The organism is Paenibacillus sp. FSL H7-0714 (assembly GCF_038003765.1).
In the GTDB taxonomy this organism is placed as follows: Bacteria; Bacillota; Bacilli; order Paenibacillales; family Paenibacillaceae; genus Paenibacillus_AQ.
Window position 1 is genome coordinate 4,519,809 of sequence record NZ_JBBOPT010000001.1, and the last position, 21,313, is coordinate 4,541,121.

Consider the following 21,313-nt stretch of genomic DNA (forward strand, 5'->3'; position numbering starts at 1 on the left):
AGCCTATAATTGCTCAACAATAATATTGGAGTTAGTATACACACATATTTCTGATGCAATCTGAAGAGCTTCACGAGCGATATCCGCAGCAGCAAGATTTGGAGCATGACGTTTGAGCGCGCGACCGGAAGCAAGTGCAAAGTTACCACCGGAACCAATAGCGAGCACATCATCATCTGGCTCGATAATTTCACCATTTCCGGAGATCAAGAGCATTCCTTCCTTGTCCATCACAATCATCAATGCCTCAAGTTTTCGAAGAATACGATCTTGACGCCAGTCTTTCGCCAATTCTACGGCTGCCCGTTGCAGGTTTCCATGATGCTCCTCCAACTTGCCTTCGAATTTTTCGAACAAAGTGATAGCATCGGCCACAGATCCTGCAAACCCTGCTATTACTTGTCCTCTGTATAAGCGACGAACTTTTCTGGCCGTCGTCTTCATAATTACACTCTCTCCGAATGTAACCTGACCATCACCTGCTATAGCTGCCTGTCCGTTATGTCTTACAGCACAAATTGTAGTCGCATGAAAGCTGGGTACCATGATTGTAGTTACCTCCTTAAGATGGGCTTTGTTCAAAAATAAGAAGTATACGTTTCACGTTATACATTATCCTTATATTTCTCACTTAAACGCTAACGCTTATCATCCTTATAAGGACGCCCAAGGCGCTTATTCTTGGTTGTCGATAGCCTCCGGCTCTTTATAAGCAAGGCCCGTACCATTGGCGTACTCGGCAAGACTGTCTAGTGCACGATGCGCTAACATCTCATTCTTTTCTTTCTTATTACGGATTTTCTTCTCCACCTTCGGCAGAAGACCAAAATTGGCATTCATAGGCTGAAAATGCTCCGGATCAGCGGAAGTGATATAAGCAGGCATACTACCAAGCACCGTGTCTTGTGGGAAGATCAGTCCTTCTTGACCAAGTGCGGCTCTAGCAGCGTTAATGCCGGCAATCAGACCTGAAGCTGCTGATTCCACATAACCTTCCACACCAGTCATCTGTCCAGCAAAGTACAGCCTTTCTTTACCCTTCATTTGATAAGTAGGATGCAAGAGTTTAGGAGAATTAATAAAGGTATTTCTGTGCATTACCCCATACCGAACGTATTCAGCGTTCTCAAGACCTGGAATCAGCGAGAATACCCGCTTCTGTTCGCCCCATTTCAAGTGCGTTTGAAAGCCCACCAGATTGTAAAGCGTTCCAGCAGCGTTATCCTGACGAAGTTGTACTACCGCGTAAGGTAGCTTACCTGTGTGCGGATTGATAAGCCCAACAGGCTTCATCGGACCAAACAATGCAGTTTGCTTACCGCGCTTCATCATGATTTCGATAGGCATACAGCCCTCAAAGTATATCTCTTTCTCAAAATCCTTGAGTGCCGCCGTCTCTGCAGAAATCAACGCGTCATAAAACACGTCAAACTCCTCTTCAGTCATAGGACAGTTCAGATATGCTGCTTCACCTTTGTCATAACGGGAAGCCAGATACACTTTATTCATATCAATACTGTCCTTCTCAACAATCGGTGCTGCAGCATCATAAAAATAGAAATACTCTTCACCTAATAGACCCTTAATTTCAGCAGATAATGCAGGGGAAGTTAGTGGACCCGTTGCAATAACAACAATCCCTTCCTCCGGTATATGCGTAAGTTCTTCATTTATGACTTCCACAAGCGGATGATTATGCAATGTACTCGTAATTTCTCCCGAGAAACCATCCCGATCCACGGCAAGTGCACCGCCAGCAGGTACAGCGTGGCGATCAGCCGCACCTAATACAAGAGAGTTTAAACGTCGCATTTCTTCCTTTAATACACCCACCGCATTGCCTAAACCATTTGCACGCAAGGAGTTGCTGCATACTAGTTCTGCGAATTGATTGGTGTGGTGTGCTGGCGTCTTCACCACTGGTCTCATTTCATACAATCTTACCGGTACGCCTTGAGAGGCTATTTGCCAGGCCGCTTCACTTCCTGCGAGACCTGCTCCAATTACTGTTACCTTTGCTGTATCTGTCACTGTCTTATTTCCTCCTGTAGAGACTATTATTCTGCTAACTCTTCTTCGTTGTCTAAAACTGCCTCTGTATGGTCACAAGACGTACATTGCAGTTTGGTACCTTGCTTATTGCGTTTCTCAATCATCCAAGCCCCGCAAGATGGACATGGTTTAGTGGATGGTCTATCCCAAGAGACGAAATCACACCCAGGATATTGATCGCAGCCATAGAAGACACGCCCTTTTTTGCTACGACGCTCTACAACTTTTCCTTCATTACATTTAGGGCAAGTTACACCAATATCTTTGATAATCGGCTTCGTATTTCGGCAATCTGGAAAGCCAGAACATGCTAGGAACTTCCCAAAGCGTCCTAATTTATATACAAGTGGTTTACCACATTTCTCGCAGATCTCATCAGAGACTTCATCTTCAATCTCAATTTCTTTCATTTCTTCTTCGGCAAACACTAAGCGCTTCTCGAAAGACTCGTAAAATTCAGCAAGAACCTTCACCCAATCTTCTGAGCCTTCTTCCACATGGTCAAGATCGCCTTCCATATTAGCCGTAAACTCTACGTTCAATATTTCCGGGAAAAATTGTTCCATCTGCTCGATGACAAGTTCTCCAAGCTCTGTAGGCATGAATTTTTTCTCTTCAATCGCTACATAACCACGCTTCTGAATCGTTTCAAGCGTTGGTGCATACGTACTTGGGCGTCCTATCCCTAATTCCTCAAGTGTCTTTACAAGCCTTGCTTCTGTATATCGCGGTGGTGGCTGTGTAAAATGCTGCTTCGGCTCGATCTCTTGCTTATTTAAAGCATCTCCCGCTTCAAGAGGCGGTAAATACTTATCTTCATCTGTAGTTCCATCATCGTTACCTTCCACGTAAACCTTCATGAACCCTGGGAATGAAACCTTCGAACCCACCGCTCTGAATGTGGCTGTACCTGCTTCTATATCAACCGAGAGTGTATCAAGAAGAGCAGACGCCATTTGACTGGATACGAACCGCTCCCACACCAGCTTGTAAAGACGGAATTGATCCCGGCTTAAGAACTCTTTGACCATTTCCGGTTCACGAAGTGCTGAAGTTGGTCGGATCGCTTCATGCGCTTCTTGCGCTCCAGCCGCTTTCTTTGAATACTGGCGAGGGGCTTCAGGTAAGAACTTTTCACCATACTTAGCAGTAATCAGCTCTTTAGCTTCATCCTGTGCAGTGACAGATAAACGTGTCGAGTCCGTACGCATATAGGTGATCAAACCTACGGTTCCCTCTTTGCCTAGTTCCACACCTTCGTATAATTGCTGGGCAACAGACATTGTCTTAGCTGCACGGAATCCAAGCTTACGAGCTGCTTCCTGTTGAAGGGAACTTGTTGTAAAAGGAGCCGAAGGATGCCGTTGTCTTTCCTTCTCCTTCACATTACTTACCTTAAAAGCTGCGTTCTTGATTGCCTCAAGGACCTCTTGAACATCGCTTTCCTGATTAAGTTCCTTCTTCACACCATTCAGCTTATGAAACTTAGCTTCAAAGACAGAATCTCGAATCCCAAGTTTAGCTGTAATACTCCAATATTCAGTAGGTACAAAAGCGGAGATTTCATTCTCACGATCCATTATGATCTTTACAGCTACAGATTGAACACGTCCAGCAGATAACCCTTTTTTGACTTTCTTCCATAATAGAGGGCTAATTTTGTAACCTACTAGCCGATCCAGTATACGTCTTGCCTGCTGTGCATTCACAAGATCCATGTTAATCTTGCGTGGCGTCTTAAAAGCATCCTTCACCGCTTGTTTGGTGATCTCATTAAATACAACTCGGCATTCCTGTGTATTATCTAAATCCAGGGCATGTGCCAAGTGCCAAGCAATCGCTTCTCCTTCGCGATCGGGGTCAGCTGCGAGATAGACTTTTTTCACTTTTTTACTAGCATCTTTCAATTCCTTCAATATAGAACCTTTACCACGAATCGTAATATATTTGGGATTGAAATCATTCTCCACCTCAACACCAATTTGACTCTTCGGTAGATCTCTGATGTGTCCCATAGATGCCTTTACAATATACTTACTACCTAGATATTTGCCAATTGTCTTCGCTTTCGCGGGCGATTCGACAATAACCAATGCATCTGCCATAGACTCTTCCTCCTCGTTAACACTCGTACCTCTATATTAAATTACCTTATAAATAGCTCCTGGTAATTGTGCTACCGCTTTTTTTATGATTAAAGATAACAGAACTGAATGCAAATGTCCAAAATCCCATCCTGTCCTCACAAGCAGATCGTCCAAAATAAAGGGGCCTTGATGCAGTATATGGTATAGGTGTAACTCCTCATTTGTCAATTTCTTTTCAATTAACAAATCGTCAGCTACCTGTTTAGAGGGACCGCTTTCACCTGTTTTTGAGAGGTTTGCCGGGAGAAAAGAAGTGTATTCTTCTAAAATATCTAGTGCACCGGTTACCAGCTTTGCCCCCTGTTTAATCAGATCAAGAGCACCTCTACTTTTTGGAGACGTAATAGGTCCAGGGACAGCAAAAACATCCCGTCCTGCCTCCAAGGCAGCATCTGCTGTAATGAGTGATCCACTTCTACTATCCGCCTCTACGACCACTGTCCCGTATGTGAGGCCTGCAATAATTCGATTGCGCTGCGGAAATAACCCTGGATGACTTTTGGTTCCAAGGGGATACTCTGTTAGCACTAACCCATCAAGGGAAATCAATCGTTCAAGCTCCTTATTCTCAGGCGGGTAGACCCGATCAAGTCCTGTAGCCACTACCGCTATTGTGCCTCCACCGCTTCTTAGCGCAGCTTCATGACAAACGCTATCAATCCCCCTAGCTAATCCGCTAACCACTGTTAGACCTGCTTCACTAAGCTCTTTCGTGAGGATCTCCCCTACCTTCCGTCCATAAGCTGTTGGCACACGAGTACCGACCATCGCTACACTGGGTGTCGATAACAGATTCAAACGCCCACGATAATAAAGAATCCATGGTGGCTGAGCCGTCTCCTTCAATAAATGGGGATAGTCTGCATCAAAAATCGTAACCATGTTTACAGCACTTTCTTCCATTAGTAAGCGGCGGTTTGCTATCCACTCCAACGTATATATTGAAGCAAGTTGAATCGACACTTTCTCGCTCAATCCAACCTGTTCCCAGTCTTCTGAGCTACAAGAAAATGCTTTTTCTGACAAAAGCCCAGCTCTGCGAATTTTGTCGATAGTTTTCCAGCCAATGCCTTCCACTTCATTAAAGCCGAATAGTAGTTCCCGTTCTTCCATATCATTTTTCGCCCCTTAACATGGAAGGCCTAGCCTTCCCTATTTTGTGTTACACCTCTTGAAAACGCAAGCATTTCTTTAAATTCAATAAATTTCTATTTAAAATAAAAAAAGCAACCTTTCATCCCTAAATAGGAACAAAAGGTTGCTTACCTCTTTAATTAATTATACACGAAATAACCTCACTACGCGGAGTGATTTCTCTGTCTTAACTTCACTAATTAGTGCGATGTAAAAGCATTGAGAATACCGCGCTCTTCAAGCACACTTACGAGTGTTGAACCCATTTCAGCAGGTGTAGGGGCTACCTTGATTCCGCAAGCTTCCAGTACGGCAATTTTTTCGCTTGCTGTACCTTTCCCTCCAGAAATGATAGCACCAGCATGCCCCATACGCTTGCCTGGAGGTGCAGTTGCTCCTCCAATGAAGCCTACAACTGGCTTGGTCATGTGTTCACGAATCCACTCTGCTGCTTCTTCCTCTGCAGTTCCACCGATCTCTCCGATCATAATAACTGCCTTCGTACCCGGATCTTCATTAAACAGCTTCAAAATATCAATAAACTCAGAGCCTTTAACCGGGTCTCCGCCAATACCTACAGCCGAAGATTGCCCAATTCCACGCGTGGTCAGCTGATGAACCGCCTCATAGGTTAGCGTTCCGCTACGCGAGACCACTCCTACATAACCAGGCATATGAATATAGCCAGGCATGATTCCAATCTTACACTCTCCAGGAGTGATAACACCCGGACAGTTTGGACCGATCAACACTGTAGAACGACCTTCCATATAACGTGAGACTTTTACCATATCAAGCACAGGAATACCTTCGGTAATACAGATAACCAAATCCAGCTCTGCATCTACAGCCTCCATGATGGAATCTGCCGCAAATGCTGGCGGTACATAAATCACACTAGCAGTTGCACCAGTAGCTGCCTTAGCAGCTGCGACTGTATCAAATACCGGAAGACTAACTTCACTGCCATTTTCAAGGGTGATATTAACTGTCGTTCCACCTTTACCCGGCGTTACTCCTCCAACCATCTGAGTTCCATAATCAAGCGCACCCTTAGTATGGAACAAGCCAGTTGCTCCCGTAATACCTTGCGTGATAACTTTCGTATTTTTATCTACAAGAATGCTCATGCCTTAAGTCACATCCCTACTTATATTGTCAAATACGATAACTGGCTTCAACTTCCGAGCCATTATTGCACAAGAGATACAATCTTACGGGCACCGTCCGCCATAGAATCAGCAGCTACAATGTTAAGTCCCGATCCAGCCAAGATTTGCTTACCCAATCCAACATTTGTTCCTTCAAGACGTACAACAAGCGGTTTAGTCAATCCCAATTGACTTGCCGCTTCCACAACACCGTTAGCAATAACGTCACAGCGCATAATACCGCCGAAAATATTAACGAAAATTCCATTTACCTTTTCATCCGATAGAATGATTTTAAAGGCTTCTGTAACTTTCTCGGTAGTTGCACCGCCCCCTACATCAAGGAAGTTGGCGGGTTCGCCTCCGTAATATTTAATTATATCCATCGTTGCCATCGCTAGGCCTGCACCGTTCACCATACAACCAATATTGCCATCAAGTGCAATATAGCTCAGGTCATACTTAGAGGCTTCGATTTCTTTCAAATCTTCTTCATCTAGATCCCGAAGCTCTTGAATATCTTTGTGACGGAACAAGGCATTGGGGTCAAAATTCAATTTAGCATCTAGAGCCATCACATTCCCATCCGCAGTAACTACCAATGGGTTAATTTCGGCAATAGAGCAATCTTTATCCACAAAAGCTAGATATAGCGCTTGCATGAATTTCACAGTCTTGCCTACCAGTTCATTAGGAATAGAGATGCTGTAAGCTAATTTACGAGCTTGGAAAGTCTGCAAACCTACTGCCGGATCAATGATTTCTTTGAAAATCTTCTCCGGATGTGTAGCTGCAACCTCTTCAATCTCTGTGCCACCTTCTTCAGATGCCATCATAACCACTCGACCAGTTCCTCTATCAACAACGATACCGATGTAATACTCTTTAACAATTTGACAGCCCTCTTCAATGAGCAGCCGTTTTACTACCTTACCCTCCGGACCAGTCTGGTGAGTAACTAAAGTCTTACCGAGAATTTCGGTTGCGTAAGTACGCACTTCATCGATATTCTTAGCAACCTTTACACCTCCAGCTTTACCTCGTCCACCTGCATGAATCTGAGCTTTAACTACAACAACCGGTGTACTCAGTGACTCTGCGGCTTCTACCGCTTCCTCCACTGTATAAGCTACTTTTCCATTCGGTACGGCCACACCGTACTTCTTAAGCACTTCTTTTCCCTGATACTCGTGGATATTCATAGCGGTAGCCTCCTAAAGTAGCGTGGTGACTTAACAGGCAGCCTGTTGTCATCTCGCCTTCCGTTTTGATTGCCGCGGGGTTAGGGATAGGCTGATGCTAAACATGCAGCACTATTCCGGAACCAACAGAAACTGCTCTACCACTCGTAAAAGAATGGCCTTATTTCTGTGAGAGACATTGAGTAAATCTATAAGACTAAGCTTATACTTACCTATATGCCATATAAAGGAACCCAGAATAGTGTAACATGTTTTTAAAACGCTTTCCTTAAATATATTCATGATTTGTACACATTTTTTCGCTTGATTTCATGCCGGAATGCGAACGATCGCACAGACTCCTGATTATACTTACTTTTTACTATCTTGAGTGTTCGCATCATGAACACGATTTAGCAAGCTTTTGAACTGCTCAAGCAGCTCTACAGTCTCATCGCCGGACATAGTCGTTTCTTCCATCATTTTCCCGGGAATACAAGCCGCGTTGCTTTGAAGTGCCCAGCCCTGTTCCGTTAGTGAAATCAGAACTTTTCGCTCATCTTGTGTCGAACGTTCACGCACGATCAACCCTGCAGCTTGTAGGCGTTTTAAAAGAGGTGTCAGCGTACCCGAATCCAAAAATAGCGCCTCACCAATTTCTTTAACCGTACATTGCTGCCGTTCCCATAACACAAGCATTACCAGATATTGCGAGTATGTTAAACCGATCTTATCCAAATAAGGTTGATACAGCTTTGTGATCTCACGAGAGCAAGCATAAATCGTAAAACAGAGTTGATTCTCAATCAGCAGCTCAGGTGTAGTCGTCATCTTTTGCATATCTTCTTCATTCATTTTCATATCTTAATCACCTGCCTTATACCCTTATTTTATCATAATTCACTCATAACATCATGTTAATAGGAAAAAATAATTTGACATTATAGTTAATTGTGATAAATTAAATTTTACACAAACTAATTAGGAATTGGAGAGATACACAATGATGACGATCCAGCAAAAAATGTATGAAACCACTGTTAAAGCCGTAGGAGGAAGAAACGGTTTTATCGAATCAGAAAGCCCTAAGCTCAATCTTACAATCAGCACACCACGCGAAATGGGAGGTGCCGGTGGCGAAGGTACAAATCCTGAGCAATTATTTGCAGCTGGTTATTCCGCTTGTTTCGATAGTGCACTGAACATGGTTGCCCGACTCGGAAAAGTGAAAATTGAAGGTAGCGAAGTAACGGCCACAGTCAGCTTTGGTAAAGTTGAAGATGGAGGTTTTGGCATAGCAGTTAAACTTGATGTGCTAGTTAAAGGCGTTGACAGAGAAACCGCAACCTCTTTAGTAGAGGCTGCTCATGGCGCTTGTCCATACTCCCGCGCAACCCGCGGCAATATCGCTGTAGAATTGAATGTGCTGTAAAGGAACTATAGAGAATTATTTTCTCAAACGAAGCCCTAACGGATACAGATGATTTTAAATGCAACATACGTCCACTTTTGAATATTAATGAGCCCCATCGACGCTATTGATAAAAAAAGACTATATTTGGGCCGTTTTTAAAAAAATAGTGTCTCTGGAGTCCGAAAGCACGCTCCAAAAGCTAAAAATGCCCATATCACGTCTTTCGGGTCCATAAGATTCCAGAGACGTTAACAATTTCGCGGGTGAAATCAATAACCCAAAAACAGAGCAGCAATTCGCCAATAACGGGAATCGCTGCTCTATTTAGTTTATTCTTCTGTCATCGCTTGCCGGTCTAAATTACGGTACTGCACAGCCTCCGCAAGATGCGCGGAAGTAATATCCGGTGCGCCTTCCAGATCAGCTATTGTACGGGATAGCTTAATAATTCGATCATGCGCTCGCATGCTTAAACCTAAATTCTCCAGAATGTCATACAGCAATTGGGCACCTTCACGGCTAAGACTTGCATATCTCCGAAGGGAAGCGCCGGAAAGTTCACTATTCCAAGAAATAGGCAAACGCTTAAACCGTTTAGCTTGTATCGTCTGTGCCGCCATCACCTCTGCATACATCTCAGCCGAAGATAGAACATGCCCTTGACGATCCCATTCCTTCGGGCGAGGAACATCCACCTGTAAATCAATACGATCCAATAAGGGTCCTGATATCTTTGCGCGATATTGAGCAATCCTAGCGGGGCTGCATGTACAATGTTGTTGAGAAAGATTACTCCCAAAATAACCGCAGTTACAGGGATTCATCGATGCGGCCAGCATGAATTTTGCAGGATAGGTAAAAGAAGCTCGAGCACGACTTATGGTAACAACCCCGTCTTCGAGCGGCTGGCGTAACACTTCAAGTACATTCCGAGAGAATTCGGGCAACTCATCTAAAAAGAGAATCCCTCGATGCGCAAGACTAACTTCTCCCGGCTTTGGAATGCCTCCACCCCCAATAAGGCCTGCGGCCGATATGGTATGATGCGGAGAGCGAAAAGGACGACTACGCAGTAAGCCGTTGTGGGCATCTTTTAAAGTTCCTGCTGCGCTAAATATTTTGGTTACCTCTATTGCCTCACTCTCAGACAATTTCGGAAGGATGCTTGGAAGGCGTTTAATCAGCATCGTCTTCCCTGTACCGGGTGGACCGATGAGCAATATATTATGCATACCCGCTGCCGCAATGGTTAGGGCTCTTTTTACATGTTGTTGCCCTAGCACATCACTGTAATCATCCATCATCTCGTTCATTCCATATGAGGAGTCCTCAGAAGTACCGTAAACTGGGGTATATTTAAGATGTTCCAAAGAAAGGACAAGAACCGGAGGTCGGTCATTAGCATCTATCCCCTTGGTCACAGTTACAGGAAAAGGAAGAGATGATAAAGAAGGCATATCTTCGGAAACTCCCCCATTCCTTTGGTTCTGTTCGTCTTCACCTTTTGCTGAATTGGACAGTGATTCTTCCGGGTTCGGTAATGCGCACAAATGATCGATTGCGTATATATTTATACCACTGATCAAAGCTGCCTCAGCAGCATTCCCTTCAGGAAGCAGTACAGCCTTAAATCCATTTTTGCGCGCAGCTTCCACCATTGGTAGAACACCTGATACTGGACGCAGACTACCGTCAAGCGCAAGCTCTCCAATAAAAAGCACCTCATTGGCTGAGGGCATTATCAGTTGACCACTAGTTATCAGTATCCCCAGGGCAATCGCAAGGTCAAAAGCAGAGCCTTCTTTGCGTAAGTCGGCTGGTGCAAGATTTATCGTAATGCGCTGCTGGGGATACCGATAACCACAGTTCTTAATAGCGGCTCTTACTCGTTCTACTGCCTCACGAATCGCAGAATCAGGCAGACCAATGATATTCGTCTGTGGCAATCCATTCGCAAGATCAATTTCTACACCTATCATTACCCCTTCAATTCCATACAGACATGCACTATGCATTTTTCCATACATAAAAACACCTCATCTCCTGAAATACACCCCTGTTTGGGTGTCACATCTTCAAGAAAAAAGGTGCTTCCTTATTTTCCGGTAATAAATTTGCTATTATATCTCATTATATATAGGGAATCTTTACGTAATCAAGAATTATTAATAAACATCGAATTGCATAAATACGCATAAATAATCCCATAGACCCACATTAACCTTCTTCACTCACTATGACAGAGTCCCTAATCTGTTCAAAGGTCAACGGTTTATAGTTCCAATGCTCTACACAAATGTTAAAATAATTCTTTCCTTCATATTTTTGGCCGTGAATATGACCATGCACATTTACGTAAGGCATATGTTTATTCATATACATAGGCTCATGTGAGAGAAAAAAGAAATCCTTATAAATCAGCGGATATTCACTAACCTCGTCAAAACCTGCTTCAAGCCACCAATCCCGACCGCGTCCCCGATCATGATTGCCGAGAATTAGAATCTTATAGCCATGTAACCTCTCCACAATAGCACGTGTCGCTTCCTTATTAAGAAACGAAAAGTCTCCCAAATGAAACACTTTATCATCCGGATTTACTACCGAATTCCAACTCTCAATCATGGCTTCATTCATTTGCCCCACATCTATAAAGGGTCTGGATTCAAAATCAATAATCAACTTATGTCCAAAATGATGGTCGGATGTAAAAAAAACGTTAGCCATGTTCACCCTTCTTTCTTTTTTGATCATAGTTTGTATGATTATCTCCAGTCACGCCGCTTATGTGATCTTTTTTTATTATCGCTCTGGATCAGTTCAGCTAGAGGAGGAGTCTCTTCATTCTCAATGAGCCAGCCACGCATCTCTTTAATCGCTTCCACCTGTCCATTTCCTTTATCACGCCATGTAAGAAGCTCTATGACTTTTATAACAAGCGCTAAGAGACTGCTATTGCTGTTTTGTGATTTATCAGCACGGATTTTTTGAAATAGCGCCTCATTTTTCCAATCGATTAATATTTCCTCAGCTATAGTGGGCCGCATAACCGTGAAGTTCTTATTGCAATTTGCACAACAGACAACGGATACTGGTTCTGCGGTAAATTTCACTTCAATCTTCTGCTGGCAATATTGGCAAGCAAAACTAACCTGCATTTCAAAAGGTTTATTCTTCACTTAAACAGCCCTCCTCATGATGACATTAAAAAGTTACTCTAATGTTTACCCATTTCTTTTGAGAAATGACCCACTGTGCGGAGGCTATTGTAAAGACTTTTTTCATAAGAATGCTAGTGCCCATAATGAGTGGCATGAGAATATGGGGTGCAGCTTAAAAAGCCTCACGTATATGCCCCAAAGAAGCGATGCTTAAATCTTCATTCAGTAAAATGCTAATGACGTCAAAAGTTACTCTTCGATCATCATAACCTTTCATATGCAAATAAACCTGTGCTGTATTTCGCACTTGATGTATTTTTCGAGTATTCACTGATTCCTCCGGAGTCCCTTGATATAGCTCTCCACTACGACTGCGAACTTCAACAATAATAATACAGCCTTCGTTCTCCGCAATAATATCAAGTTCTCCGGTTCGACAACGCCAATTTCGTTCTAAGATCTTGTACCCACAAGTAGATAAGTACTGCACAGCCCCGTCTTCAGCAGCGGCTCCCTTCTGTTTGCGGTTGTAGCGTTCTCTTGTGTATGGCTCTTTCATTCCGGTCTCCGTTCACCGGCGGAACGGTCGCTCTGATACACAAAGCTGAGGATTTCAGCCACTAGCTGATAAAGTTCAGATGGAATCTGTTGATCTAGATCGAGCTTTGAAAGAACTTCTACGAGAGCTGCGTCCTCTTGGACAGCAACCCCACTCTCTTTAGCTTTTTGCAGAATCAGATCCGCTATCGCCCCTTGTCCTTTGGCAACAACGACAGGTGCCTCGCTTTGTCCTGGGCTATATTTGAGAGCGACCGCTTTTTTGAGCCCTTGTGAAATTGGAGGTACAGGCTCATTCTCGTTCATATACGGTAATCCACTCCTTTATAAGCATCAGGAACATAATCAACAAGCTTACTATGGGGATTGGCAAGTTCTGTAGATAGCTTTAGTTCTGGTAAAGGTTCAGTTCTTAATCCCGACAACTGATAACCAATAGATTCTACTGCCGTTTTAATGTCATCACGCCGCTGTTCCAGCAGCTCAAGCACCCAAGGATGATCATTATGCAGCTTAAGACTAACGATTCGATCAACAACCTGCACATCAACCAGTGTCTGGCCGAGCTGCTTCATATCCAAATCAAACCAGAGCCTGCAATTGGCAGCATCTAATTCACCCTTGCGTCCCCGACGCGACTGAATATGAACGGAAGCTGTCTCCTGCCCATCTGGACCTTGCAGCGGCAAGAACAAAGTTACTTGCGCGAAAGGAGCCGTTCGATCTGTATTGAGCAGCAGCTGTTGTCCTGTCAGCTGCTGCACTAGTCCGCTCGCGGCTTCTTTTACCGCGGGCGGCACCTCGCTGCTGCTCATGATCTGCAGCAGCACGCCCTTTAAGGTGTCGGTGGCTTGTTCGCCTCCGACACCCGCACTGCCAAGCGCGGCCGTACCTGTCGCCGCGCGGGCCGTCTCAGCGGCGGCTACTGCGCCGCCGCGCACCGCCTGCTGCTCGTGCTCCGCACCGAGCAGCTTCAGCACCCGCCCCACCCACGACTCCGCGTCCGCGGGTGGGGCGGTGTCCGGCTGCACCGGCGAAGCCGTCGCAGCCGGGGCCTCCCCGCGCGGCGCAGTAGCCGCGGGGGCAGGGCTTGCTCCCGCCGCGTCAGCGGGCGGGACCATGGCGAGCTGCGGCAAGCTGCCGCGCAGCTCGGTGAGCACGCCCTGCAGCTTCGCAAGCAGGGCGGCACCACTTGCTGCGTGGGGCGCCGCACCAGCAGCAGTTCCTTCGGCGCTCACACTCGCGCCACCCGGCATAGCCCCGCTCTTATCCATCGAGGCAGCCCGACTCTTATCTGCCTGTATAGCACTATCCAATGCCCCATCCTTATTCAAATTCAAGGCATTACCTTGAATCTCAACTTCACTGGAACGGATAGGATTATTCACCGCACTATCAGCTTGAGCGCTTAAAGCACTATTTAGAGCGCCGGATGTCAGGCCAGGTGTTGATTTACCAGCCATAGGCTCTGTAACAATACCACCCTTCGAGATCTGAGCTCCTTCACCTGACTCATCAACTACAACTGGCTTGCCAGTTTCAATCCCCGTTTCATTATCAGAAGCTATATTAAGAGTCACCTTGACTGGCGCACCTTGTTCAACCGGTTTCAGAGCACCTTCAGCTGCTCCTTCCGAAATAGCGGTACTTCCGTTTGCGATAGTGCCTTCAGCAGTTTTAGTTGTAGCTTGTCCATTTCCTTTAGCTGCCAATTGTACAGAGTCAGCTTCTGTAGCGTCACCCTCTACAACACCCATGTTATTCCCACTTCCAGCACCTGCAGTTACCGAAGGTTCGAGTTTTCCAGTAATTGTACCCATTCCAGCTTTAGATTCTGCGGTTATTGTTTCTTCATTAGCAATTTGACCTGCCCATATTGTAATCTGATCTTCCAGTGCTGATAAAAGCTGATGCAACTGCGGGCCAAATACAGCCTGCTGCAATCCTCTCACACTCTCAGCTGTAACGGGTAGTCCCCGTTTTACAGAAATGACAGCTGCGTCAAGCCACTCTGAAGCAGGCACACCAGCTGGTTTTGCACTCATTACCGCATCCAGCAAAGCCGCTGTCTCTTTTGTAAGTGGAACGCCTCCTGCTTGCATCGCTAGTACAATTTCTCGACCTGCTTTGGAATCAGCTAATCCGAGCGACTCCAAGGCCTCACCCATGCTTTGGGGAGTGACTAACGCCGTTTCACCGAGGGAGACCGGCTTCAATACGGGTAATCCACCTTCTCCGGGTGATCCAACCTGTAAATTCAAGGTTTCTCCAGGCAGTAATGGTGTTTCTAATTCTGCACGAACAGGTGTACCTTGGATTTGCACAACCGCTTCTTTGCCTGAATCCGATACAGAGAGAACAACACCACGAACAACTTGCCCTTCTTTTAACTCTAAAGACTTCGCTGCACCCGGTTTTTGTTCTCCAAGCAATCCACGGATCAATGTTCCGATATTCATACCGTTTCTCCTCCCTCCATTTTCTCTCTTCTTACTATATCGGTATTCATCCTACTTTTTTAAGCATTGCTTCTAGAATAACGTTTGCTGCTCCGCGAGAATCCGCCCAATAAAACTGCGCCGATGCATAGGTGTTGGACCTAGAGCCGTAATTTGTTCCCGGTGAAGCTTGGTCGCGTAACCTTTATGTATCGCAATCCCATAATCAGGGTATAATTCCTCCCACAGACCTTCACACAACCTGTCTCGTGTCACTTTAGCGATAATCGAAGCTGCTGCTATGGACTGACTATTAGCATCTCCTTTAATAATTGCCTGTTGTGGCAAAGGGAGGTCTACCTTTTCAGCATCGATCAGCATATAGTCAGGAGTGTGCTCTAGACTCTCAACCGCCTTTTTCATGGCCAGGCGTGAAGCTTGCTTAATATTAATCTCATCAATGACAGTAGAGTCTACATACCCCACACCCACGGCCAGTGCTTGATCCATTATAATCTCGTATAAAGCATCTCTCTTTTTAGCTGTAAGTTTTTTGGAATCATTTACTCCATCAATAATAAGCCCCTCTGGCAAAATCACCGCTGCTGCGACGACGTCCCCAAACAAGCAACCTCTTCCTACTTCATCTACGCCTGCTATTCGGCGATAAGACTGTTCCCAGCCTTCTTTTTCATAGGCCAACATATCTAACGAACTCACTAATTTGTCACCGCCAATTATGAATTATTCTATGATCTATATAAGTCAGCTTATCATAGTAAAGCTTACATGGTCATCTTAAAATAGACGTTCCAATTTAATCCATTCCCATAAAATATCCCCACAAAGTGGGGCTTAGCTTGAGGCGTACTCAGCTACTTTGTCGAGGACCCAAAACATAAAAAAAGAGCCTCCGAAATTTCGGATGGCTCTTCCATACCTAGTCCATTAAACGCAGAATTCACACCATTTAAGGCGTTTCCAGCGTAAAGCGTCCAAGCTTACCTGCCCGTAGCTCATGCAACAAGGCCCGCGAAGCTTTTTCCAGATCTACACGTCCACCGCTAATTAGACAACCGCGTTTACGACCCACGGCTTCCATAACAGCTACGATCTCATCTGGATTCTCCAGATCCTCAGGAAGCTTCTCAATGCCAAAGCGTTCTTGAAATCTAGAGCCGTAGTCCTTCACCAAATATTTCACTGCATAAAAGGCGATGTCCTCAATATTCAGGATTTCTTCCTTTATTGCACCTGTTACCGCTAGGCGATAACCTACTTCTTGGTCCTCAAATCTCGGCCATAAAATACCTGGGGTATCCAGAAGCTCCAAGTTGCCGCCTGTCTTAATCCACTGTTGACCCTTGGTTACCCCTGGGCGGTCACCAGTAGCAGCAATACTCTTACCAGCCATCCGGTTAATGAGTGTTGATTTACCAACGTTAGGAATACCAACGATCAATGCACGCATCGCTCGCGGATTCATTCCTTTTGCAATCTGCCGGTCAATCTTTTCTTTTAGCAGCAGCTTGACTTGCTCTGGAATATCCTTTACACCTGTTCCAGTAGATGCATCAACAGGATAAGCAACATGCCCTTGTGCCTTGAAGTACGCCAGCCACTTCCGTGTAATTTCTGGATCTGCCAGATCCGCTTTGTTCAAAATAATCAATCTTGGCTTGTCCCGCAAAATATCGTCAATCATCGGATTGCGGCTGGAAAGCGGCAGACGGGAATCGAGCAATTCTATTACAACATCAATCAGCTTCAGCTTATCCTCGATTTGCCGCCTAGCCTTCGTCATATGACCAGGAAACCATTGAATGGCCATTGCCGTCACCTCCTTTGACTTCTGTCAACTTAATGGTTAATCAGTGAAATATCCTTTATCGGCCAGAAGATTAAATCTGCACGGCCTACAATATCCCCCAGAGGTACATAACCGATCATTCGGCTATCCGTACTATCCGAGCGATTATCCCCCATAACGAACACATGTCCTTCAGGTACAGTACCATCTGGGAACTCTTCATTAGGGAAATCTTTATTATTATACAGAGCGTTGATACTATGCTTTGCATCAATTGCATCTTGGATATAGGTCTCATTAACAACTTCCCCGTTAACTGTAACTACATCCCCTTCTACTTTCACAGTATCTCCAGCGACACCGATTACACGTTTAATAAAATCTCTACCCTCAGATGGCACGTGGAATACTATAACCTCGCCCCGCTGCGGAGATCTAATATCGTACAAAATCTCATTTACGATAACACGTTCACCAGTATGGAAATTAGGCTGCATGGAAGGTCCATCTACAATAAAAGGCTTGAACAAAAGCCAGCGAATCAGAAAAACCAACACTAAAGCAATCGCAATGGCCTTGACCCATTCCAAGACTTCATTTTTAGGTTTACGTGGGTTCTGCGCGCTTGATTCCAAAGTTTCACTTTGTTCCTGCTGCATAGTTCACCGTCCTCTCTTAATACTACTCTTACTATACAACACAAAAAAGCTCCTGCCAAAAACCCCTCCACAGATACTCCTTCAGGAGGCCTTTTCGGAGAAGCTGATCCCCAAGCGTATATGTCGCACGCATTGTATGCCAATCTAAAACGCCCTCAGCGTCCTTTAAGGCGGGTAAGCGTTTATACGAGAAATATAAGAATAATGTATAACGTGAAACTGATGCTTTCTTATATTTTCATAAAATAATAAAACGAAAGGGGCTTGAATTCAAGCCCCTTTCCTTTGTCACTATTCTAGCGACGAATTTCTTTAATTCTCGCTGCTTTACCACGTAGTTCACGAAGATAATAAAGTTTAGCACGACGCACTTTACCACGACGAGCCACTTCGATTTTCTCGATTTTAGGCGAGTTGATTGGGAATGTTCTTTCCACACCAACACCGTAAGAAATTTTACGAACCGTAAAAGTCTCACTGATTCCACCGCCACGACGTTTGATTACAACGCCTTCGAACAACTGGATACGCTCACGAGTTCCCTCGATTACTTTTACATGCACCTTCAAAGTGTCACCCGGGCGAAAACTCGGGATATCTTTACGAAGTTGCTCTTGCGTAATAGCTTGTAGGATATTCATTAAGGACTTCCTCCTTCCGTACAGGTGTTCTTGCCTCTTCCGGAGAGATCTTTGCTCTCCCTCATTATCCGCAGCGGACCACCGTATTCCACACAACAGAGATAATAATACCATAAAGGACGGGCTAATACAACTTATTTTTTCTATTTAAAGCGGTAGCATATCTCTTTTTTTCGCCTTCGATTGGCAATCTTTACAAAGACCAACCACAGTTCCATTATCTTGTGCATAGAAGACTAGCTTTCCATTCTTCTTCTTACAAGAAGAGCAAGGCTGCTCCCCTGGGCTTTGTTTGGCTTTACGATGACTATCCATTGAGATTACATTGCTCTGAGTGGTACGCGGATAATTTTTTGTGGTATTTATTTTCCGTTTCCAGACTAAAAAATATACGCCTGTCAAAACTACTAAGGCAAGCAAAATGGCTACATATTTCATTTGGCTCCCTCCACCCTTCAGGATTTATTAAAGAAAGAAAGTAAAAAGACCGCCCTGTTCTGCAAGTGAGGTAACGGTCTATATCTGTATACAATGTAGCCTTAGCACACCTATGCACTTCTATCCGAAAAAAGCGATTTCCAGTTGCTGCTGAAGGTTCTATATGAGGATTTCCGCGCCCTTTTAAATATGTACCCGTACCGTATTTATTCAGCGAGTGATCTTTCATTTATTTTAGCACAATTAAAAATCGAAGTGTAGTGAACACTTTTGAGACCTAGTCTTTGGTCCAGTATAATAACCCGCCTCCAGCCGTTTTTACAGATAAATTCCATAAGCTATACTTACAGAAGTACATAACGAAATCACATATGTCAAATCACATACACCCATATATGAGGAGGAGTTTTTTCAATGAGGAAAAGGAATAATAATAGTGTATTAGCAGCAGTAGCCGTATTATCTATCGTACTTTTGGCGGGTTGCACTGAATTACCAGGCAGACAATCTGCCAAAAATGAGGTTGAAAAGAGTATTTCTGAGGATGTGCACCAGAACATTGGTGAAGTTGTCAAGCAAGAGCTAGGAAAAGCAGCTGCAACTGTGCAGCAAGCCGTTGAGGAAACAGCTACTAAGGTAGTTGACGAAGTTAAAGCAGACAGCATTAGCAAAGAACTCTCCGTATCTCAAGCGATCGGTTCAGCATCCGTACTCAGCATGGACAATGCAGTAGGAGAAATAGAAGTTACAGCTGTTACAGGAGATCTGATCCATGTAAATGCAACGATCTCAGCCCACAACAGCTCTCTCCATGCGTCTGACCGTCAAAAGATTATGGATGATGCTGAAGTTTTAGTAGAGGTCAGTGGTGATACGTTGAAGGTGTCCACGCATTCCAAATCAAGTCCTAAAAAGGACTTATGGACATGGGCGCAAGACAAATATGGATATTCAGATTTTAGCATAAGCTATAATATAGAGCTCCCCGCCAGCATGAATAAATATAAAATCACAAATAACGTAGGTCAAATTCGTCTTCACAATCTAGAGGGGAATTATCAAATCGTCAGCAACGTTGGAGCGATCAATATTGAAAGAGCTAAAATCACTGGCAAATCCACTATAGAATCCGATACTGGCAGCATACGAATGGATATAGCAGGGATGAAGGATGATAGCAGCCTAAAAGCCAAAACAGAGGTCGGCAGCCTCAGTGCTGTCCTAGCCGATGGTATGAAATGCAGCTTAGAAGCCAATAGTGATCTCGGGCAAATCAAAGGTGTAGAAGGCGGAAAGACCGATATCAATGGGGGCGGCCCCTTATTGTCCCTAAGCTCAAATATAGGTGCAATTACAGTACAGTAATCAGCAGTAAACAGACCGTCCGGGATAATCGGGCGGTCTGTTTTTGGTTCCTAACGATTAGATTAATGCGATGGCTAGCAGAGTGAATAAACTTAAAGTTAAGATCTGATTTCCGGCAAAAGAATTTCCCCAAAAAGCAGAAGTATGCACAGAACCATTGTCAGTTCTTAAGTAAACATTGTATCTGTCTACATCTGTAATAACGCCTTCATGCTGTCTACCGTCTCTAGTCAGAATCCGCACCCTTCTATCCTTACAACGCAAACAATTATAATAAGCTTCCACTAGTGTACTCCTCCTTGTTCGTAATGATATAATCTATGTGTAGGAGTACAGGTCGGTAACGGCGAACTTACATAGGTCGGACTTTGGGTCAATATTTACTTTTTTCGATCCTTGTATCTTTCGTATTCCTCAAGGCTATAGATAATGTAAGACCTATCTACGGCTAGCAGTCCGCAATATCCCATCCATTCGAGGAGGCCAATCTCATGAATGTAGAAAGAAAACAGTTTATTAAAGAAGGCGTACTGCGTATCACCATTTTCGTTATTTTAGCTTCACTTACTTACACCGTTCGCAACTACGCATGGGCTGTTACTGTTCTCGTATGTGTTGCGCTGTACTCACTCCTTACAGGAGTACACAAAATCTTACGTAAAGAATAACATGTGCCTCCACGAACTTTTATAGCAAGCTAAAACGCCTACGGCGTCCTTTTAAGGACGGTAAGCGTTTGTGCGAGAATTATAAGAATAAAGTATATCGTGAAACTTATACTTTCTTATAATTTCAAAAATAACCACTTTTCGCTGAGATACTAGATCTCATCGGAAAGTGGTTATTTACAGTTTAACCGGAGTAATAGGATTCAAGCTTTGTTACCTTCTAAAAGAATAAAACCATTAGCGACAGCGAACACAAAATTCACTGTATCTAATGGTTTTATTAAGCCTAACAATCAATCCCTAACATTCAATCCTATATGTTCACTCTTTAAATGGCGAATGGGAATTGCGATTTGTATAAAAATCGATAATATCATTCACGGTGCGGAGCGGCTCCGCTTCCTTGTGGATTGTGTCCACGTTAGGCTTGAATTCTTCATGCGTCTTCGTAGTCACTTCAGTTCATTCCCTTCAATAGTTAAGCTTGCTGCGTTAT

The 21,313-nt window shown here is 44.3% G+C and carries 23 protein-coding genes; 3 read left to right on the forward strand and 20 right to left on the reverse strand.

The features are described from left to right. Window positions 1-3: 3 nt before the first annotated feature. The 7 genes from hslV to NST34_RS20205 all read right to left on the reverse strand — a co-directional run bounded on the left by hslV (window position 4) and on the right by NST34_RS20205 (window position 8,526). The gene (gene hslV / locus NST34_RS20175) at window positions 4-546 is read right to left on the reverse strand and encodes an ATP-dependent protease subunit HslV (protein WP_042189455.1); all 543 of its coding nucleotides are present in this window, start codon (window positions 544-546) and stop codon (window positions 4-6) included. A 129-nt stretch (window positions 547-675) separates the two neighbouring features. Continuing rightward, window positions 676-2,058, reverse strand: coding sequence for an FADH(2)-oxidizing methylenetetrahydrofolate--tRNA-(uracil(54)-C(5))-methyltransferase TrmFO (gene trmFO, locus NST34_RS20180; RefSeq protein ID WP_143764098.1), 1,383 nt, complete (start codon window positions 2,056-2,058; stop codon window positions 676-678). Continuing rightward, window positions 2,058-4,157 (reverse strand): type I DNA topoisomerase, encoded by a 2,100-nt coding sequence (topA, locus tag NST34_RS20185; RefSeq protein ID WP_042189457.1) that lies wholly within the window; start codon window positions 4,155-4,157, stop codon window positions 2,058-2,060. Before topA ends, trmFO begins: the two co-directional genes overlap by 1 nt. A gap of 36 nt (window positions 4,158-4,193) precedes the next feature. Beyond that, on the reverse strand, window positions 4,194-5,312 hold the full coding sequence (gene dprA, locus NST34_RS20190) for a DNA-processing protein DprA (protein ID WP_076285410.1): 1,119 nt from the start codon (window positions 5,310-5,312) through the stop codon (window positions 4,194-4,196). 221 nt (window positions 5,313-5,533) lie between these two features. Continuing rightward, window positions 5,534-6,463: a succinate--CoA ligase subunit alpha gene (gene sucD / locus NST34_RS20195; protein WP_042128953.1), complete on the reverse strand. Its 930-nt coding sequence runs from the start codon at window positions 6,461-6,463 to the stop codon at window positions 5,534-5,536. 62 nt (window positions 6,464-6,525) lie between these two features. Then, window positions 6,526-7,686 carry an ADP-forming succinate--CoA ligase subunit beta gene (gene sucC / locus NST34_RS20200; RefSeq protein WP_042128955.1) on the reverse strand — a complete coding sequence of 387 codons (1,161 nt, stop codon included), beginning with the start codon at window positions 7,684-7,686 and terminating at the stop codon, window positions 6,526-6,528. A 351-nt stretch (window positions 7,687-8,037) separates the two neighbouring features. After that, complete coding sequence (locus tag NST34_RS20205; protein WP_305953481.1) at window positions 8,038-8,526, reverse strand: MarR family winged helix-turn-helix transcriptional regulator; 489 nt, start codon at window positions 8,524-8,526, stop codon at window positions 8,038-8,040. A 142-nt stretch (window positions 8,527-8,668) separates the two neighbouring features. Here NST34_RS20205 and NST34_RS20210 point away from each other — a divergent pair, with 142 nt between their 5' ends. Beyond that, the gene (locus NST34_RS20210; protein WP_042189459.1) at window positions 8,669-9,097 is read left to right on the forward strand and encodes an organic hydroperoxide resistance protein; all 429 of its coding nucleotides are present in this window, start codon (window positions 8,669-8,671) and stop codon (window positions 9,095-9,097) included. 311 nt (window positions 9,098-9,408) lie between these two features. Here NST34_RS20210 and NST34_RS20215 read toward each other — a convergent pair whose 3' ends face one another. From NST34_RS20215 to NST34_RS20265, 11 genes are all read right to left on the reverse strand, one after another. Further along, a complete protein-coding gene (locus NST34_RS20215; RefSeq protein ID WP_341128651.1) occupies window positions 9,409-11,106 on the reverse strand; it encodes a YifB family Mg chelatase-like AAA ATPase in 1,698 nt (565 codons plus the stop codon). Between the two features lie 190 nt (window positions 11,107-11,296). Then, a complete protein-coding gene (locus tag NST34_RS20220; RefSeq protein WP_076285407.1) occupies window positions 11,297-11,806 on the reverse strand; it encodes a phosphoesterase in 510 nt (169 codons plus the stop codon). Window positions 11,807-11,844: 38 nt separating this feature from the next. After that, on the reverse strand, window positions 11,845-12,258 hold the full coding sequence (locus NST34_RS20225; protein ID WP_139328534.1) for a hypothetical protein: 414 nt from the start codon (window positions 12,256-12,258) through the stop codon (window positions 11,845-11,847). Window positions 12,259-12,412: 154 nt separating this feature from the next. Further along, window positions 12,413-12,799, reverse strand: a complete 387-nt coding sequence (locus NST34_RS20230) for a YraN family protein (protein WP_042189462.1) — start codon at window positions 12,797-12,799, stop codon at window positions 12,413-12,415. Continuing rightward, complete coding sequence (locus tag NST34_RS20235) at window positions 12,796-13,104, reverse strand: EscU/YscU/HrcU family type III secretion system export apparatus switch protein (RefSeq protein ID WP_042128964.1); 309 nt, start codon at window positions 13,102-13,104, stop codon at window positions 12,796-12,798. Before NST34_RS20235 ends, NST34_RS20230 begins: the two co-directional genes overlap by 4 nt. Next, entirely contained in the window at window positions 13,101-15,257 is a 2,157-nt protein-coding gene (locus tag NST34_RS20240) for a DNA ligase (RefSeq protein ID WP_341128652.1), read from the reverse strand. The genes NST34_RS20235 and NST34_RS20240 overlap by 4 nt, the downstream gene beginning before the upstream one ends. Window positions 15,258-15,329: 72 nt before the next feature. Further along, window positions 15,330-15,941 (reverse strand): ribonuclease HII, encoded by a 612-nt coding sequence (locus NST34_RS20245; protein ID WP_341126742.1) that lies wholly within the window; start codon window positions 15,939-15,941, stop codon window positions 15,330-15,332. A 265-nt stretch (window positions 15,942-16,206) separates the two neighbouring features. Then, window positions 16,207-17,067, reverse strand: a complete 861-nt coding sequence (ylqF, locus tag NST34_RS20250; protein WP_042189465.1) for a ribosome biogenesis GTPase YlqF — start codon at window positions 17,065-17,067, stop codon at window positions 16,207-16,209. 29 nt (window positions 17,068-17,096) lie between these two features. After that, on the reverse strand, window positions 17,097-17,705 hold the full coding sequence (gene lepB / locus NST34_RS20255) for a signal peptidase I (protein ID WP_042189466.1): 609 nt from the start codon (window positions 17,703-17,705) through the stop codon (window positions 17,097-17,099). Window positions 17,706-18,001: 296 nt separating this feature from the next. Further along, on the reverse strand, window positions 18,002-18,346 hold the full coding sequence (gene rplS / locus NST34_RS20260; RefSeq protein ID WP_042128973.1) for a 50S ribosomal protein L19: 345 nt from the start codon (window positions 18,344-18,346) through the stop codon (window positions 18,002-18,004). A 147-nt stretch (window positions 18,347-18,493) separates the two neighbouring features. After that, window positions 18,494-18,784, reverse strand: a complete 291-nt coding sequence (locus NST34_RS20265) for a hypothetical protein (protein WP_042189467.1) — start codon at window positions 18,782-18,784, stop codon at window positions 18,494-18,496. Window positions 18,785-19,198: 414 nt separating this feature from the next. Here NST34_RS20265 and NST34_RS20270 point away from each other — a divergent pair, with 414 nt between their 5' ends. Next, the gene (locus NST34_RS20270) at window positions 19,199-20,149 is read left to right on the forward strand and encodes a DUF4097 family beta strand repeat-containing protein (RefSeq protein WP_341128653.1); all 951 of its coding nucleotides are present in this window, start codon (window positions 19,199-19,201) and stop codon (window positions 20,147-20,149) included. A 57-nt stretch (window positions 20,150-20,206) separates the two neighbouring features. Here the strand turns inward: NST34_RS20270 and NST34_RS20275 are convergent, their stop codons facing one another. Then, a complete protein-coding gene (locus NST34_RS20275) occupies window positions 20,207-20,434 on the reverse strand; it encodes a hypothetical protein (RefSeq protein WP_042189469.1) in 228 nt (75 codons plus the stop codon). A gap of 206 nt (window positions 20,435-20,640) precedes the next feature. Here NST34_RS20275 and NST34_RS20280 point away from each other — a divergent pair, with 206 nt between their 5' ends. Beyond that, window positions 20,641-20,817, forward strand: coding sequence for a hypothetical protein (locus NST34_RS20280; protein ID WP_156113147.1), 177 nt, complete (start codon window positions 20,641-20,643; stop codon window positions 20,815-20,817). Window positions 20,818-21,138: 321 nt separating this feature from the next. Here NST34_RS20280 and NST34_RS20285 read toward each other — a convergent pair whose 3' ends face one another. Further along, window positions 21,139-21,273: a hypothetical protein gene (locus tag NST34_RS20285; protein WP_279306913.1), complete on the reverse strand. Its 135-nt coding sequence runs from the start codon at window positions 21,271-21,273 to the stop codon at window positions 21,139-21,141. Window positions 21,274-21,313: the final 40 nt, after the last annotated feature.

Bases quoted from the DNA above. Each gene is read 5' to 3' on its own strand.
- NST34_RS20220 (WP_076285407.1), bottom strand. From the start codon at position 11,806: ATGGCTAACGTTTTTTTTACATCCGACCATCATTTTGGACATAAGTTG.
- NST34_RS20210 (WP_042189459.1), top strand. From the start codon at position 8,669: ATGATGACGATCCAGCAAAAAATGTATGAAACCACTGTTAAAGCCGTA.
- NST34_RS20215 (WP_341128651.1), bottom strand. From the start codon at position 11,106: ATGTATGGAAAAATGCATAGTGCATGTCTGTATGGAATTGAAGGGGTA.
- rplS (WP_042128973.1), bottom strand. From the start codon at position 18,346: ATGAATATCCTACAAGCTATTACGCAAGAGCAACTTCGTAAAGATATC.
- NST34_RS20240 (WP_341128652.1), bottom strand. From the start codon at position 15,257: ATGAATATCGGAACATTGATCCGTGGATTGCTTGGAGAACAAAAACCG.
- NST34_RS20280 (WP_156113147.1), top strand. From the start codon at position 20,641: ATGAATGTAGAAAGAAAACAGTTTATTAAAGAAGGCGTACTGCGTATC.
- NST34_RS20205 (WP_305953481.1), bottom strand. From the start codon at position 8,526: ATGAAAATGAATGAAGAAGATATGCAAAAGATGACGACTACACCTGAG.
- dprA (WP_076285410.1), bottom strand. From the start codon at position 5,312: ATGGAAGAACGGGAACTACTATTCGGCTTTAATGAAGTGGAAGGCATT.
- NST34_RS20245 (WP_341126742.1), bottom strand. From the start codon at position 15,941: ATGTTGGCCTATGAAAAAGAAGGCTGGGAACAGTCTTATCGCCGAATA.
- sucC (WP_042128955.1), bottom strand. From the start codon at position 7,686: ATGAATATCCACGAGTATCAGGGAAAAGAAGTGCTTAAGAAGTACGGT.
- NST34_RS20230 (WP_042189462.1), bottom strand. From the start codon at position 12,799: ATGAAAGAGCCATACACAAGAGAACGCTACAACCGCAAACAGAAGGGA.
- hslV (WP_042189455.1), bottom strand. From the start codon at position 546: ATGGTACCCAGCTTTCATGCGACTACAATTTGTGCTGTAAGACATAAC.
- NST34_RS20270 (WP_341128653.1), top strand. From the start codon at position 19,199: ATGAGGAAAAGGAATAATAATAGTGTATTAGCAGCAGTAGCCGTATTA.
- topA (WP_042189457.1), bottom strand. From the start codon at position 4,157: ATGGCAGATGCATTGGTTATTGTCGAATCGCCCGCGAAAGCGAAGACA.
- NST34_RS20235 (WP_042128964.1), bottom strand. From the start codon at position 13,104: ATGAACGAGAATGAGCCTGTACCTCCAATTTCACAAGGGCTCAAAAAA.
- ylqF (WP_042189465.1), bottom strand. From the start codon at position 17,067: ATGGCCATTCAATGGTTTCCTGGTCATATGACGAAGGCTAGGCGGCAA.
- lepB (WP_042189466.1), bottom strand. From the start codon at position 17,705: ATGCAGCAGGAACAAAGTGAAACTTTGGAATCAAGCGCGCAGAACCCA.
- sucD (WP_042128953.1), bottom strand. From the start codon at position 6,463: ATGAGCATTCTTGTAGATAAAAATACGAAAGTTATCACGCAAGGTATT.
- NST34_RS20265 (WP_042189467.1), bottom strand. From the start codon at position 18,784: ATGAAATATGTAGCCATTTTGCTTGCCTTAGTAGTTTTGACAGGCGTA.